Source organism: Caulobacter sp. 17J65-9 (assembly GCF_010975005.1).
Taxonomy (GTDB): domain Bacteria; phylum Pseudomonadota; class Alphaproteobacteria; order Caulobacterales; family Caulobacteraceae; genus 17J80-11.
The window spans coordinates 13,425-27,984 of sequence record NZ_JAAIVC010000032.1 but is presented as its reverse complement, the minus strand read 5'-3'; the positions used below and the strand labels follow the sequence as shown (position 1 = coordinate 27,984).

At 69.3% G+C, this 14,560-nt stretch carries 11 protein-coding genes; 7 read left to right on the top strand and 4 right to left on the bottom strand.

What is annotated here, in order from left to right:
• Positions 1-1,364 (bottom strand): DNA primase (dnaG, locus tag G3573_RS07575; RefSeq protein WP_163260478.1); only part of this gene is annotated, 1,364 nt, incomplete at its 3' end.
• Between the two features lie 143 nt (positions 1,365-1,507).
• On the opposite strand from dnaG, the gene G3573_RS07570 reads away from it, so the two are divergent.
• From G3573_RS07570 to G3573_RS07560, 3 genes are all read left to right on the top strand, one after another.
• Positions 1,508-2,569: an SRPBCC family protein gene (locus tag G3573_RS07570; protein ID WP_163260477.1), complete on the top strand. Its 1,062-nt coding sequence runs from the start codon at positions 1,508-1,510 to the stop codon at positions 2,567-2,569.
• Between the two features lie 26 nt (positions 2,570-2,595).
• A complete protein-coding gene (locus tag G3573_RS07565) occupies positions 2,596-3,918 on the top strand; it encodes an amino acid permease (RefSeq protein ID WP_163260476.1) in 1,323 nt (440 codons plus the stop codon).
• A 67-nt stretch (positions 3,919-3,985) separates the two neighbouring features.
• Positions 3,986-4,594: a hypothetical protein gene (locus G3573_RS07560; RefSeq protein WP_163260475.1), complete on the top strand. Its 609-nt coding sequence runs from the start codon at positions 3,986-3,988 to the stop codon at positions 4,592-4,594.
• Positions 4,595-4,598: 4 nt separating this feature from the next.
• Here G3573_RS07560 and G3573_RS07555 read toward each other — a convergent pair whose 3' ends face one another.
• Together G3573_RS07555 and G3573_RS07550 are read right to left on the bottom strand one after the other, a co-directional pair.
• Positions 4,599-5,078 (bottom strand): GNAT family N-acetyltransferase, encoded by a 480-nt coding sequence (locus G3573_RS07555; protein WP_163260479.1) that lies wholly within the window; start codon positions 5,076-5,078, stop codon positions 4,599-4,601.
• A complete protein-coding gene (locus tag G3573_RS07550; RefSeq protein WP_163260474.1) occupies positions 5,075-5,320 on the bottom strand; it encodes a DUF1272 domain-containing protein in 246 nt (81 codons plus the stop codon). Before G3573_RS07550 ends, G3573_RS07555 begins: the two co-directional genes overlap by 4 nt.
• 199 nt (positions 5,321-5,519) lie before the next feature.
• Here G3573_RS07550 and G3573_RS07545 point away from each other — a divergent pair, with 199 nt between their 5' ends.
• The gene (locus G3573_RS07545) at positions 5,520-5,939 is read left to right on the top strand and encodes a hypothetical protein (protein WP_163260473.1); all 420 of its coding nucleotides are present in this window, start codon (positions 5,520-5,522) and stop codon (positions 5,937-5,939) included.
• Between the two features lie 152 nt (positions 5,940-6,091).
• Entirely contained in the window at positions 6,092-7,258 is a 1,167-nt protein-coding gene (gene carA / locus G3573_RS07540) for a glutamine-hydrolyzing carbamoyl-phosphate synthase small subunit (protein WP_163260472.1), read from the top strand.
• 186 nt (positions 7,259-7,444) lie between these two features.
• Here carA and G3573_RS07535 read toward each other — a convergent pair whose 3' ends face one another.
• On the bottom strand, positions 7,445-10,534 hold the full coding sequence (locus G3573_RS07535; protein WP_163260471.1) for a TonB-dependent receptor: 3,090 nt from the start codon (positions 10,532-10,534) through the stop codon (positions 7,445-7,447).
• Between the two features lie 276 nt (positions 10,535-10,810).
• On the opposite strand from G3573_RS07535, the gene carB reads away from it, so the two are divergent.
• Both carB and G3573_RS07525 read left to right on the top strand, forming a co-directional pair.
• The gene (carB, locus tag G3573_RS07530) at positions 10,811-14,107 is read left to right on the top strand and encodes a carbamoyl-phosphate synthase large subunit (RefSeq protein ID WP_163260470.1); all 3,297 of its coding nucleotides are present in this window, start codon (positions 10,811-10,813) and stop codon (positions 14,105-14,107) included.
• Between the two features lie 207 nt (positions 14,108-14,314).
• Positions 14,315-14,530 (top strand): hypothetical protein, encoded by a 216-nt coding sequence (locus G3573_RS07525; protein ID WP_163260469.1) that lies wholly within the window; start codon positions 14,315-14,317, stop codon positions 14,528-14,530.
• Positions 14,531-14,560: the final 30 nt, after the last annotated feature.

Below are 14,560 nucleotides of genomic sequence, written 5' to 3'. Positions count from 1 at the left end.
CCTTCCGACGGCCCGGACAGGACCGGCGCGCCGCCGCGCCGCCACTCGCCGCGCCCCCGGCCGGCCGGCGCCGCCCCGGGCGAAACGTCGCGGGGGAACAGGCCGTCGAAGCGGGCGAACAGGTCGTTGCGGTACTGCTCGGAAAGATCCTTGTCCTGGATGGCGGCCGCGACCGCGCGCAGGCGGCTCTTCAGCCCGGCCCGGCGCTCGGGCGTGTCCAACGGCTCGGCGTCGCGTTCGCGCTGGAACAGCACCTCCACGAACGGCTTGGTGTCGGACAGCTGGTCGCGCAGGGCCAGCGCGCCCTTGTCGCGCAGCACGTCGTCGGGGTCCTGGCCGCCAGACAGCAGGCAGAAGCGGAACGAGCGGCCGGCCTTCAGCTGCGGCAGGGCCCGGTCGATCGAGCGGAAGGCGGCGCGCAGGCCGGCCTTGTCCCCGTCGAAGCAGAGCACCGGCTCGGAGTGGATCCGCCAGAGCAGCTCCATCTGCTCTTCGGTCAGGGCCGTGCCCATCGCCGCCACGGCCGCCACGCCCGCGCGCTGGCAGGCGATGACGTCCATGTAGCCCTCGACCACCACCGGCGCGGCGTCGTCCGCGCCCGAGCCCAGGATCTTCCGCGCCTCGGGCAGGCCGTAGAGGTTGCGGCCCTTGTGGAAGAGCGAGGTCTCCGGACCGTTCAGGTACTTGGCCTTGTCGTCCGCGTTCATGGCCCGGCCGCCGAATGAGATCACCCGCCCGCGCCCGTCCACGATCGGAAAGATGATGCGGTCGCGGAAGCGGTCGTACGGCTGGCCCCCGCCTTCGGGCGAGATCAGCAGGCCCGCCTCGACCAGCTCGGCGGGCTTGGCCCCGCGCTGGACCAGCACGTCCTTCAGGGCCGTGCGTCCGGCCGGCGCATAGCCCAGGCGGAAGCGGCCCCACTGGTCCTCAGGCAGGCCGCGCTTGGCCAGGTAGGCGCGCGCGTCGGCGGCGCCCGGGCGCTTCAGCTCGGCCTCGAAATACTTGGCCGCCAGCTCCAGCCAGTCCTGCAGGCCCTGGCGCTTGTGCTCCATCTCGGCCGCGCGGGGGTCCTCGGCCGGCAGCTGCAGGCCGGCCTCGGCCGCCAGCCGCTCGATCGCCTCGCGGAAGCTGAGCCGTTCGGTCTCCTGCAGGAAGGAGATCACGTCGCCGTGCTTGCCCGACGAGAAGTCGTGGTAAAAACCCTTGTCGTCGTTGACGTAGAACGACGGCGACTTTTCCTTGGTGAAGGGGCTCAGGCCCACCCACTCGCGCCCCTGGCGCTTGAGCTTCACGCTGCGGCCGATCACCTCCGAGGGACGGAGGCGGGCCTTCAGCTCGTCAAGGAATCGATCATCGAATCGCACCGGCGATCATTCCCCGAGGCGGCCCCCGTCCGCAATGCGATCAAGTCTCGCACGCCGGCCCCCGACATCTCGAACGAGTTCATACGCCTACGGTACAGTTTGTCCACGTTGACCCGCGCCCACAGGCGTGCGGAACATCGCGAATGCTGACCACCGCCCGCGCCGAGCTCTATCGCAGTCCCGCAGCCTTCGAGCGCGAACGCCACGGCGTGTTCGCGAAAAGCTGGCAGTTCCTGGGGCTGGAGCGCGATCTCGCCGAGACCGGCGACTATCTGGCCGATTCGATCGCCGGCTTCCCGGTCGTGGTCGTGCGCGGCAAGGACGGGGCGCTGAACGGCTTCCACAACGTCTGCCGCCACCGCGCCGGGCCCCTGGTCGGCGAGAGCGCCGGCAAGTGCGAGGGCGAGTTCGTCTGCCGCTATCACGGCTGGCGCTACACCCTGGACGGCCGCCTGCGCAGCGCGGTCGGCTTCGGCGCGGCCGAAGGCTTCGACCCGCGCAACTTCCCGCTGTTCCCGATCCGGGTGGAGACCTGGCGCGGCTTCGTGTTCGTGAACCTGGACGCCGACGCCGCGCCGCTGATGGACACGCTGCAGCCGCTCGAGGCCCTGTGGCGCGAACGGAACATCGAGATCCCGGCCGCCGACATGCGCCGCAGCCACAGCCTGGGCTGCAACTGGAAGGTCTACGTCGAGAACTATCTCGAGGGCTATCACATCAGCGCGGTCCACCCGACGCTGGCCGCCGAGGTCGATTGCGCCGCCTACCAGGTGCGCATGGACGGCCAGATCGCCGTGCACGAGGTGCCCTCGGCCGAGGGCAGCACCCAGGAGGGCCTGTGGGCCTGGGTCTGGCCGAACCTGGCGGTGAACGTCTACCGCCGCGGCCTGATGATCGAGCACATGCGCCCGGACGGCTTCGGCCGCACCCGGCTGGACTACCTCTACCTGCACCATGCGGACGAGCCGATGGACGACACCCTGGCCGCCTCGGACCGGCTGACGGCCGAGGACGCCTGGATCTGCGAGAAGGTGCAGCAGAACCTCGACGCCGGGGTCTACGAATTCGGCGCCCTGTCGCCGCGCCAGGAGAACGCCGTGGCCTGGTTCCAGGCCCAGGTGGCGCAGGCGCACGCGCGCCGGCCGCACCCGGCGGCTGAAGAGACCGAGCCGGGCTTCGCCGAGGGCGGCTGCCTGGTGGACTGACACTGACGACACGCCAGGGGGCGGCGATGACGACGACCAAGAAGATCGGGCCGTTCCTGGCCGCCCTGCTGGTGGCCGGCAACATGATCGGCTCCGGCGTCTATCTGCTGCCGGCCACCCTGGCCTCGGTGGGCTCCTCCAGCGTGCTGTCCTGGCTGGCGGCCACCGCCGGCGGCCTGGTGCTGGCCGGGGCCTTCGCGCTCCTGGCCATGCTGCGCCCGACGGTGAACGGCATCGCCACCTACGCCGGCGACGGGCTGGGCCGGCCGTTCGGCTTCGCCTCGTCCATGGCCTACTGGGTGTCGAGCTGGGTCGGCAATGTCGCCATCGCGCTCGCCGTGGTCGGCTATCTCGCCGTCTTCGTGCCGGCCCTGAAGGGCCCGGTCGCGACCACCGCCGCCGCCATCGGCGCCATGTGGCTGCTGGCCGGCGCCAACCTGCTGGGCCCGCGCCTGGTGGCGCGCCTGTCGGGCCTGACCCTGCTGATCGGCCTGCTGCCGATCCTGGCGGTGATCGTGCTGGGCGCGATCGACTTCGACCCGCAGGTGTTCACCGGCTCGTGGAACCCGTCGGGCAAGCCGCTGGGCCAGATCATCCCCGCTTCGGTCGTGCCGGTGTTCTGGGCCTTCCTCGGCTTCGAGAGCGCCAACGTCGCCGCCGCGGCCGTGCGCGACCCGCAGCGCGACATTCCCAAAGCCGCTCTGGGCGGCGTCGCCCTGGCCGCCGTGGTCTACATGGCCGCGACCGTGGCCATCATGGGCATCATCCCGGCCGGCGAGCTGGCGACCTCGACCGCGCCGTTCGCCGACGCGGTGACCAGGCTGGCCGGCCCGACGATCGGGGGCGCGGTGGCGGTGTGCGCCCTGGTCAAGGCGATCGGCACGTTGGGCGGCTGGATCCTGGTGGCGGCCGAGACCAACCGGGCCACCGCCGCCGAGGGCTTCCTGCCGCGCGCGATCAGCGAGGTGGAGCCCAGCCGCACGCCGGTGCGCGACATCCTGGTGACCACCGCGCTCATGACCGTCGCGGCGGTGCTGTCCGCCTCGCCCACCCTGGGCGAACAGTTCGAGGTGCTGATCAACGTCTCCACCGTGCTGTTCATGGTGGTCTACGGCCTGTGCGCCCTGGCCCTGGTGCGCTTCGCGAGCGCTATTGCGCAGCCCGGACCGCGGTGGGGCGCACGCCTGCTGGCCCTGGCCGGCGCCCTGTTCTCGGCCTGGGCGATCGCGGCCTCGGACCCCGACCTGCTGAAGGTCACCGGCGTCGTGCTGCTAGCCACCACGCCCTTGTGGGCGATCTCGGCCCTGACCCGGCGGCGGGCGGCGACTGTGGCCGAGCAATCGCTCTGAGGCGCCCACTGGCGCGCGGAGGCCCTGCCGATCTAGCTTCCCCGTCGGGCGATGCGTCGGGGGGCGAATGAAACTTGCGTGGATGCTGGTCATGGCGGTCTCGGCCGCCATCTGCGCGACGGGCGCGACAGCGGCGGAGAAATCCCGCGTGGTCCTGCCGATCACACCGACTCCTGTCGAAATTCCGCCTCTTGGCCCCCTGTGGACCGTTGCGGACGGCACGTGCCTGTGGGAGCGGCTGGAGCCGCAGACCCGCGCGGCATTGCTGGAGGCGCCTCCGCTCCAGTTCGACGAAATGCTGGATGATCTGACGAAGAAGCCGATGGCGCGCGCCGCCGAGGCTTGCGGGCTGTCGATGGACGGCGAGTCTGAGGTGGGGGTCTGGACGCTGTTCACGACGGCCAAGCGCGCCCACAGCGAACGTCACCTCGAAGCTGAAGAAGGGCTCACCCCAGCCCGTCTCGACGCGGCCTGGAATGCACTCGGCGCCGAGGCCCAGACGCGCCTCGCGACCGCGATCAAAACCGGCGACAAGCCCGGATGGCGCGTTCCCATGGCGAAACTTCGTGAACTACTGGGCGTGCCGGACGCGTCTCCGGACACCCGGCACCTGCTGGCCAACTACGCCCTGAGCCGCGCCTTCCCGCCGGGAAGCAAGCCGCTCGGGGGCGCCTGAGCGCCTAGGCGCGGCCCAGCGCCTCCAGGGCCTCACCGGTCAGGCGGCACACGCGCCAGTCGGGCAGCACGGTCGCGCCCAGGCCCTCGTAGAAGCCGATGGCCGGCGCGTTCCAGTCCAGCACGGCCCATTCCAGCCGCGCATAGCCCTGCTCGACGCAGCGCTTGGCCAGACCCGCCAGCAGCGCCTTGCCGATTCCCCGCCCGCGGAAGGCCGGCCGCACGAACAGGTCCTCCAGATAGATCCCGTGGCGGCCCCGGAAGGTCGAGAAGTTGTTGAACCACAGGGCGAGGCCGGCCGGCTCGCCGTCGACCTCGGCGATGTCGCAGAAAGCGCGCGCGCCCTCGGCGAACAGGGCCGCGGCGACGTCGGCCTCGGTGGCCACGACCTCGTGGAGCAGCTTTTCGTAGTCGGCCAGCTCGCGCACGAGCTGAAGCACGAGGGGCGCGTCTGAGGGGCGCGCGGCGCGGATGGTGAGCATCAGCCGGCTTTACAGCCCGCGTGCGGCTTGGTCACCCGTTCCGTCGACGCCGGAAAGCGTTCCAGCGCGGCGGGCGGGCGCACCGGCCGGCGCACCAGCTCGCCGCTGCAGTTCGGGCAGACGCCGGCGAAGCGCCGGTTGGTGCAGTCGGTGCAGAAGGTGCACTCGAAGGTGCAGATGAACGCCTGGGTCGCGGGCGGCAGGTCGCGGTCGCAGCACTCGCAATTGGGACGCAACTGAAGCATCGGCCGGGGCCTCCAGACGACGTGAAGAGCATTCCGCCAAGCTTTCTGCCGCGCCCCGCCGCCGCCCGCCAGTGAACATTCGGTTAGGCGCGGCGGCGGGTTTCGCCGCGCCCCGGGCCGGGTTCGCCGCAGCCGCCGCGCCCAGGCGCCGACCGACGGGCAGGCTGACGTCGAACGCGCGACGCACGGAGTTCGAATCATGCTGGCGGCCCTGCTCTTCCTCGCAATGGCGGCGACCGATCCGGCGGCCGCGCCTGCGCCCTATGAAGTGATCCGCGCCGGCGACCGCGCGAAGACCTGCGAAGTCCTGCTCCAGGAGGTCAACGGCCTGAACGCCGAACTCCAGGCCGAACAGACCCGTCAGGCCGAGGCCATGAACGACAGCGTGAAGGACCAGATGGGGGCGATGCGGGGCGGCGGGGCCGTCGCGTCCAGCCTGGCCAGTCTGGTCCCGTTCGGCGGCCAGGCCCTGTCCATGGCCCGCGAGGCGCAGGCGAGCGCGGCGCAGCGCAAGATGGCCGACCAGATGACCGCCTTCGCGCAGGACGCCATGGCGCTGCAGCCGATGTACCAGCGCCTCGACTACCTGATGGACCTGTACAACTCGAAGGCCTGCTGAGCGCTCACCCGTTTCGCTCCGGGTCTGCGACCGAAAACGCGTTGACCGCGTCTGTCTGAATCACTACCTACGCGACCGTTTGCGCGGCGGGCCGGGAAAGACCTCGGCCCGCCTTTTTGCAAGCCTGGTGTGATTTCCGAGGAGACGCTGCGATGACGACGAAACTCATGAGCGGCGCGACCGGAGTGCTGGCCCTGGCCGACGGCACGATCCTGCAGGGAATCGGCGTCGGCGCGACCGGCGAGGCGCTGGGCGAGGTGGTCTTCAACACCGCCATGACCGGCTATCAGGAAATCCTGACCGACCCCTCCTACATGAGCCAGATCCTGGCCTTCACCTTCCCCCACGTCGGCAATGTCGGCGTGAACCTGGAAGACGTGGAGCAGATCGGCCAGGGCGGCGAGACCTCGGCCCGGGGCGCGATCTTCCGCGACCTGCCGACCCTGCCTGCCAACTACCGCTCGCAGGGCGACCTGGAGGGCTGGATGAAGCGCCGCGGCGTCGTCGGCCTGGCCGGCGTCGACACCCGCTCGCTGACCAAGCGCATCCGCGAGAACGGCTCGCCGCACGGGGTCATCGCCCACGACCCGGAAGGCAGGTTCGACCTCGAGGCCCTGGTCGCCAAGGCCCGCGAGTGGAGCGGCCTGGTCGGCCTGGACCTGGCCAAGGACGCCACCACCCTGCAGCCGTTCGTTTATGACGAGGGCCTGTGGACCTGGCCGGAAGGCTACGCCAAAGCCGGCCAGCCGAAGTACGAGGTCGTGGTCCTCGACTACGGCGTGAAGCGCAACATCCTGCGCGCCCTGACCAGCGTCGGCGCCCGCGCCACCGTGCTGCCGGCCACCGCCACGGCCGAAGAGGTGCTGGCCCGCAATCCGGACGGCATCCTGCTGTCGAACGGCCCGGGCGACCCGGCCGCGACCGGCGAATACGCCGTGCCGGAGATCAAGAAGCTGGTGGAGAGCGGCAAGCCGGTGTTCGGCATCTGCCTGGGCCACCAGATGCTGGCGCTGGCGCTGGGCGCCAAGACCGTGAAGATGGACCAGGGCCACCACGGCGCGAACCACCCGGTGAAGGACCTGACCACCGGCAAGGTGGAGATCGTGTCGATGAACCACGGCTTCACCGTGGACCGCGACAGCCTGCCGGCGCCCGTGCAGGAGACCCACGTCTCGCTGTTCGACGGCACCAATTGCGGCCTCGAGGTGAAGGACCGCCCGATCTTCAGCGTCCAGCACCACCCGGAAGCCTCCCCGGGGCCGACCGACAGCCTCTATCTGTTCGAGCGCTTCGCCGCCCTGATGGACGCGCAATCCTGAGCCCGGCAAGGCGGGCCGCCTGACGGCCCGCCGTGCCCGGCAAGGCGGGCCGCCTGACGGCCCGCCGCCAAAAAGAAAGGCGGCTCCGTGAGGAGCCGCCTTGAAGGGCTGGGGGCATACACGCCGCCCAGGAGGAATTGGCGTGAAGCTAAACGCCTCAGGAGCGAAAAGGCTCCCGAGCCCGCGTCAATATTGCAGCTTGACCCCGGCGTAATAGAACCGGCCGACCCCGTCGTAGACGTCGGGGAAGGTGGTCCAGCCGGTCGCCTGGCCGGCGCTGCCGTCCGTGCCGCCGACCCTGACGAACTCGTCGAAGATGTTGTTGATCCCCACGAACATGGTCGACTGGTCGTTGAAGTCGTAGCGGGCCTGGATGTCGGAGAAGGCCCGGCCGCCGATTTCCGCCCCGAAGAAGATGTCGTCGGAGTTGTTGGTGATCTTCGACTTGCCGATGTACTGCGTGGTCCACGCCACGGTCAGCTGATCACGGCTGTAGACCAGGTTGAGCAGCCAGGCGTTTTCCGGCGCGCCGATCGTGCCTTTCAGATCGATCGGCTGATCCCCGGCGAGCGGCACCGTCTCCAGTTCGTCGACCCAGGTGTAGTTCCAGCTGGCCACCAGCGAGCCCCAGTCGGTCGAGCTCTCGAAGTAGTCGTTGAACTGGAAGGTGTAGCTGGCCTGGACGTCGATGCCCTTGGCCGTGGTCTCGGCGACGTTGTTTTGCTTCTGGTTGACGAACTGCAGGGCGCCGAGCGTCGGGCCGGTGTTGAAGCGCACGATCGACGAGCAGAATATGTTGCTCGGGTCGAACGCCTGCCCGTAGCAGTTGTTCAGCAGCTCCTGCTCGTCGATGGCCTGGATGCGGTCGTCGATCTTGATGTCGTAGTAGTCGATCGAGACCGACAGCGGCGACAGCCAGTCATAGAATTTCGGGTTGAACAGGACGCCGAAGGTCCAGGACTTGCCGGTTTCGGCCGAGAGGTCGGGGTTGCCGGTGTCGAAGCCGGAGACGCCCTGCACCTCGAACTGGGTCTGCGAGAAGCCGCCGTTGCGGGCGACGCGCGCCGCGACGGTCGGATCCGACAGGCAGGCCTGGGCGATCGGGTCGCCGATCGTGCTGGCGTCGATGCCGCTGGCGAGCACGGAGGCCGGATCGTCGATGTTCTGACGCTCGTTGAAGAACGCCGCCTGGCCGCCGCCCGTGACCGTCACCCCGGCGCAGGGATCCACCACGGAGGGGAAGTCCTGCTGGGCGGGCTGGAACAGCTCGCTGATGTTGGGCGCGCGCACGGCCTTGGAATACTGACCGCGCAGCTTGGCCCAGTCGGTCGCCTGCCATTCGAGCGAGGCGGCGTAGGCCTGGGTCCAGCCGACGGTCGAATACTCGGACCAGCGCCCGGCCAGGTTCAGGTCCAGCGACTGGGCCCAGGCCATGTCGGCCAGCAGCGGGATGCGCAGTTCGCCGAAGAACTCGTAGACGTTGAACTCGCCGACGGTGGCCGGCGTGGCGTTGCCGGACGTGGCGCCCGCCTGGGTCAGCGGGTCGGGAATGTCGCGCGACTTCTCCTGGCGGTACTCGGAGCCCGCCACCCACTCCACCGCGCCGGCCGGCAGTTCCCAGGAGTGGCCGGTGACGAAGCCGTTGATCACCCACTCCTCGATGGCCGCGTCACGGCTGGTCTGGGCGCGGATGAAGGCGGCGCCTGCAGGCGTGATCGAGTTCAGCCCGAAGATGTTGATCGGCACGCAGCCCTGGGCGCGGAAATTGACGTCGGCGCAGACGATGTTGCCGGTGGCCGGGTCGACCACGGTGTCCAGCGCCGCGCGCAGGCGGTCGGTGTTGATGTCGCCGGTCGAAGTCTGGTCGTCGTCCGTACGACCGTAGTTCATGCTGACTTCGTAGTGGATGTTCTCGACCGGATCGCCCTCGACCCCGAACACCATGCGGAAGGTGTCGCGATTGAATTCGTTGCCGCGGTTGCCGACCTCGGGCGTGCGACGTGCGAAGCCGACCACCAGGTCCGCGTCGGTCAGTCCCGGGTTGGCGTCGCGCACCAGTTGCTTGACCTGCTCGGGGATCGAGGCGCTGGTCAGCGGAATGCCGAACCGGCACTCGGTGTCGCCGTCGCCGTCGAAGTCCTCGCAACTCGGCAGGGCGCCGAAGCCCTGGTCGTTGAAATAGACCTGGTCGCTGCCCAGCGGGGTCGGCTCGATCTGCGAATCCCCGTTGGTGTGGATGTAGGCCAGTTCCGAGAAGAACCGCATGTTGTCGGTGATGTCGTAGGCGAACTCGCCCCAGGTCGAGATGCGGTTGCTCGGCACCTGCAGCAGGCGGAATTCCTGGCGGTTGAACCCGAAGGCCGCGTTCGAATACGGGAACACCTGACCGTCGTTGAACACGCCGGTGGCGTTCTCCGAGCCGATCGGGATCAGGAAGCGGCCCTCGGGAATGAACGAGGAGAACACGCCGGTGATCTGGCCCTTCAGGTCGTCGGGGTCGCCCGTGCGGGTCACGGCGTTGACGGCGTCGATCGCCATCCCCTCGTCGCCGCGGCTGCGCGCCCGGATCGGCCCGACGTGGTCGTAGCCCAGGTTGATCACGGCGTGGCCGCGGCCGTCCTGGAACTGCGAGCCGGCCAGGGCGGCGACCTTCCACTGCACGCCGTCGCCGCGATCGCTGATGCCGTACTGGCCGTTGAGCTGGAAGCCTTCGAAGTCGTTGCGGGTCAGGATGTTGACCACGCCGGCGAGGGCGTCCGAGCCGTAGACCGCCGACGCGCCGCCGGTGATCACGTCGATCCGGTCGACCAGCCCGGTCGGGATGGTGCTGTAGTCGACCGCCTGGGTGCCGACCACGCCCGGCACGAACCGGCGCCCGTTGACCAGGGTCAGGGTGCGGTCTTCGCCGAGGTTGCGCAGGTCGACCGTGGTGATGGCGTTGCCGTTGGTGGCGAAGCCCGAATTGGTCGGCGTGATCGAGGAAACGCCGGTCCCCGGCAGGGTGCGGACGATGTCGCCCGTGTTGATGGAGCCGGTCTGCTCGATGTACTGCGTCGTCACCACCTGCACGGCGGTGGGCGAGGTCTGGTTCGGCCGCGGGATGCGCGAGCCGGTGACCACGATTTCCTCAACCTCGGACTGTTGCTCCTCCTGCGGCTGGTCCTGCTGTTCGGGCAGATCCTGCGCGCGGACGAGCGGCGCAATGGTCATGGCGGCCGCGAACGCCGCTCCCGCGCAGACGGACGAGCTCAGCAGCCCTCTCTTAAGAGCGGTCATAGGGGTTCCCCTCGCGTCTCGCCGCTTGTTGGTAAGCCACTCGTCGCAGGCGGCAGGCTTGGCTAAAGACGTCCCCCCAACAGCCCTGTTCGTAGTGAAGTTCCCCTAGGGGCCGGGGGGAGAATTCACAGGCAAGGCGCGTCGTGTCGCGGCCCTGTACGCCCTCGCCGCTTGCGCGGAGGCGACTCCGCCTCTAAACGGCCCCCTTAACCTGCAAGTCGACCGACCCCGGGCGCGCGGCCCCCCGCGCGAGCCCGCCAACGCGCGCGAGTACCCATGCCGAAACGCACCGACATCTCCTCGATCCTGATCATCGGCGCCGGGCCGATCGTCATCGGTCAGGCCTGCGAATTCGACTATTCGGGCGTGCAGGCGTGTAAGGCCCTGAAGGCCGAGGGCTACCGGATCGTGCTGGTCAATTCGAACCCGGCCACGATCATGACCGACCCGGAGGTGGCCGACGCCACCTACATCGAGCCGATCACCCCGGAGATGGTCGAGAAGATCATCGCCAAGGAGCGCCCGGACGCCCTGCTGCCGACCATGGGCGGCCAGACCGCGCTGAACACCGCCCTGGCGCTGGAATCCAGCGGCGTGCTGGCCAAGTACGGCGTCGAGATGATCGGCGCGAAGGCCGACGTCATCGACAAGGCCGAAGACCGCCAGAAATTCCGCGACGCGATGGACAAGATCGGGCTGGAGAGCCCGCGCTCGCGCGTCGCCAACACCATGGAGCAGGCGCTGGAGGCGCTGGAGTTCGTCGGCCTGCCGACGATCATCCGCCCCAGCTTCACCCTGGCCGGCACCGGCGGCGGCATCGCCTACAACGTCGAGGAATTCCGCGAGATCGTCGAGCGCGGCCTGGACGCCTCGCCGGTCACTGAGGTGCTGATCGAAGAATCGGTGCTGGGCTGGAAGGAGTACGAGATGGAGGTGGTCCGCGACCGTGCGGACAACTGCATCATCATCTGCTCCATCGAGAACATCGACCCGATGGGGGTGCACACCGGCGACTCCATCACCGTGGCTCCCGCGCTGACGCTGACCGACAAAGAGTACCAGCGCATGCGCAAGGCCTCGATCGACGTCCTGCGCGAGATCGGGGTGGAGACCGGCGGCTCGAACGTGCAGTTCGCGGTCAACCCGCGCGACGGCCGCATGACCGTCATCGAGATGAACCCGCGGGTGTCGCGCTCCTCGGCCCTGGCCTCGAAGGCCACCGGCTTCCCGATCGCCAAGGTCGCGGCCAAGCTGGCCGTCGGCTACACCCTCGACGAGCTGACCAACGACATCACCCGCGTCACGCCGGCCTCGTTCGAGCCGTCGATCGACTACGTGGTCACCAAGATCCCGCGCTTCGCCTTCGAGAAGTACCCGGGCGCCGAGCCGACCCTGACCACCTCGATGAAGTCGGTGGGCGAGGTCATGGCCATCGGCCGCACCTTCCAGGAAAGCGCGCAGAAGGCCCTGCGCGGCCTCGAGACCGGCCTGACCGGCTTCGACGAGATGGACATCCCGGGCGTCGACGACGCCGAGGATCCGGCCGCGGTGAAGGCGGCGGTGGTGCGCCAGCTGGGCCTGCCGACCCCGGACCGCCTGCGCGTCATCGCCCAGGCCTTCCGCCACGGCCTGAGCGTCGAAGAGATCAACGCCGCCTGCAGCTACGAGCCGTGGTTCCTGCGCCAGATCGAAGACCTGGTGAAGGCCGAGGCCGAGCTCGAGAAGACCGGCCTGCCGGAAGACGCCGACGCCTTCCGCCGCCTGAAGGCCAAGGGCTTCTCCGACAAGCGCCTGGGCCTGCTGACCGGCCTGACCGAGAAGCAGGTGCGCGCCAAGCGCCGCGGCCTGGGCGTGCGCCCGGTGTTCAAGCGCATCGACACCTGCGCGGCCGAGTTCGCCGCCGACACCGCCTACATGTACTCGACCTACGAGACCGGCGCGCTGGGCCAGGTTCCGGAGTGCGAATCCAACCCGTCGGACCGCAAGAAGGCGGTCATCCTCGGCGGCGGTCCGAACCGGATCGGCCAGGGCATCGAGTTCGACTACTGCTGCTGCCACGCGGCCTTCGCGTTCGACCAGATCGGCCTGGAGTCGATCATGGTCAACTGCAACCCCGAGACCGTCTCGACCGACTACGACACCTCCGACCGCCTGTACTTCGAGCCGCTGACGGCCGAGGACGTGCTGGAGCTGCTGCACGTCGAGAAGTCCAAGGGCGAGCTGGTCGGCGTGGTCGTCCAGTTCGGCGGCCAGACCCCGCTGAAGCTGGCCCACGCGCTGGAAGAGGAAGGCATTCCGATCCTGGGCACCACGGTCGACGCCATCGACCTGGCCGAGGACCGCGAGCGCTTCCAGCAGCTGCTGAACGAGATCGGCCTGAACCAGCCGGTCAACGCCATCGCCCGCACCGACGAGGAAGCCTTCGCCGGCGCCCACCACGTCGGCTACCCCGTGGTCATCCGTCCGTCCTACGTGCTGGGCGGCCGGGCCATGGAGATCGTCCACGACGACGAGCAGCTGGCCCGCTACGTGCGCGAGGCCGTGCAGGTCTCGGGCGACTCGCCCGTCCTGATCGACCAGTACCTGAACCGCGCCACCGAGGTGGACGTCGACGCCATCTGCGACGGCGAGACGGTGTTCGTGGCCGGCGTGCTCGAGCACATCGAGGAAGCCGGCGTGCACTCGGGCGACTCGGCCTGCTCCATGCCGCCCTTCTCGCTGAAGCCGGAGACGGTGGCCGAGCTGCGCCGCCAGACCGAGCTGATGGCCCGGGCCCTGAAGGTGCGCGGCCTGATGAACGTGCAGTTCGCCATCGAGGAGCCGCACTCCGACACCCCGCGCATCTACGTGCTGGAAGTGAACCCGCGCGCCTCGCGCACCGTGCCGTTCGTGGCCAAGACCATCGGCGAGCCGGTCGCCGGCATCGCCGCCAAGGTCATGGCCGGCGAGCGCCTGGCCGACTTCAAGCTCGACCAGAAGCCGATGAACCACGTGGCGGTGAAGGAAGCGGTCTTCCCGTTCGCCCGCTTCCCGGGCGTCGACACCGTGCTGGGCCCGGAAATGCGCTCGACCGGCGAGGTCATGGGCCTGGACTGGATCCGTGAGGGCGAGACCGCCCAGGCGGCCTTCGCCCGCGCCTTCGCCAAGAGCCAGCTGGGCGGCGGCTCCAAGCTGCCGACCTCGGGCACCGTCTTCGTGTCGGTGAAGGAGTCGGACAAGCCGTGGATCGTCGAGCCGATCCGCATCCTGCTGGCCCAGGGCTTCAAGGCGATCGCCACCGAAGGCACCCACAAGTTCCTCAAGGAGCAGGGCCTGGAGGTCGGCTACGTGAAGAAGGTGCTGGAAGGCCGTCCGCACATCGTCGACGCCATGAAGAACGGCGAGGTTCAGCTGGTCTTCAACACCACCGAGGGCCGCCAGTCGCTGCTGGACAGCTTCTCCATCCGCCGCACGGCGCTGATGATGAAGATCCCCTACCAGACCACCGCGTCGGGGGCCCTGGCCGCCGCCCGCGCCATCGAAGCGGTCAAGACCGGCACCCTCGAAGTGCGGCCGCTGCAGAGCTACGGCTGAGCCTCATCCCGACAGGGCGCTCCGGCGCCCTGACCGGCGGGCGAAAAGAAGCGGGGGCGCGTGCGCCTCCGCTTTTTGCTTTTCGGCCTGGGCGAGCCTTCGGCGGCGTCTTGCACATTTGTCAGGTCGGCGTCGGGGTGCGGACAGGTGGGGATGTTTTGATACCCGAAGCGCCGGACGAGCCGGCGTCCTTCGGGAGTGTCCCTCATGACCAAGCTGCTCACCTCCGCCGCCTTCGTCGCGGCCCTGATCGCCGCCCCGGCCGCGTTCGCCGCGACCAGCCAGCCGGCCGCTGCGCCGGCGAAGCCGTCCGCCACCTCGACCGCGCACGCCAAGAAGGCCGAGTGCGTCAAGGAATGGAAGGCCCAGAAGAAGCACACCCAGTCCGAGAAGGAATTCCTGAAGGCCTGCGAGAAGGCCTGACAGGACGCGCCGGCGGGGAAGGGCTGCCCC

Coding starts and splice junctions, on each gene's coding strand:
- G3573_RS07535 (WP_163260471.1), bottom strand. CDS start 10,534: ATGACCGCTCTTAAGAGAGGGCTGCTGAGCTCGTCCGTCTGCGCGGGA.
- carA (WP_163260472.1), top strand. CDS start 6,092: ATGACGACGAAACTCATGAGCGGCGCGACCGGAGTGCTGGCCCTGGCC.
- G3573_RS07560 (WP_163260475.1), top strand. CDS start 3,986: ATGAAACTTGCGTGGATGCTGGTCATGGCGGTCTCGGCCGCCATCTGC.
- G3573_RS07565 (WP_163260476.1), top strand. CDS start 2,596: ATGACGACGACCAAGAAGATCGGGCCGTTCCTGGCCGCCCTGCTGGTG.
- G3573_RS07545 (WP_163260473.1), top strand. CDS start 5,520: ATGCTGGCGGCCCTGCTCTTCCTCGCAATGGCGGCGACCGATCCGGCG.
- G3573_RS07525 (WP_163260469.1), top strand. CDS start 14,315: ATGACCAAGCTGCTCACCTCCGCCGCCTTCGTCGCGGCCCTGATCGCC.
- G3573_RS07550 (WP_163260474.1), bottom strand. CDS start 5,320: ATGCTTCAGTTGCGTCCCAATTGCGAGTGCTGCGACCGCGACCTGCCG.
- carB (WP_163260470.1), top strand. CDS start 10,811: ATGCCGAAACGCACCGACATCTCCTCGATCCTGATCATCGGCGCCGGG.
- G3573_RS07570 (WP_163260477.1), top strand. CDS start 1,508: ATGCTGACCACCGCCCGCGCCGAGCTCTATCGCAGTCCCGCAGCCTTC.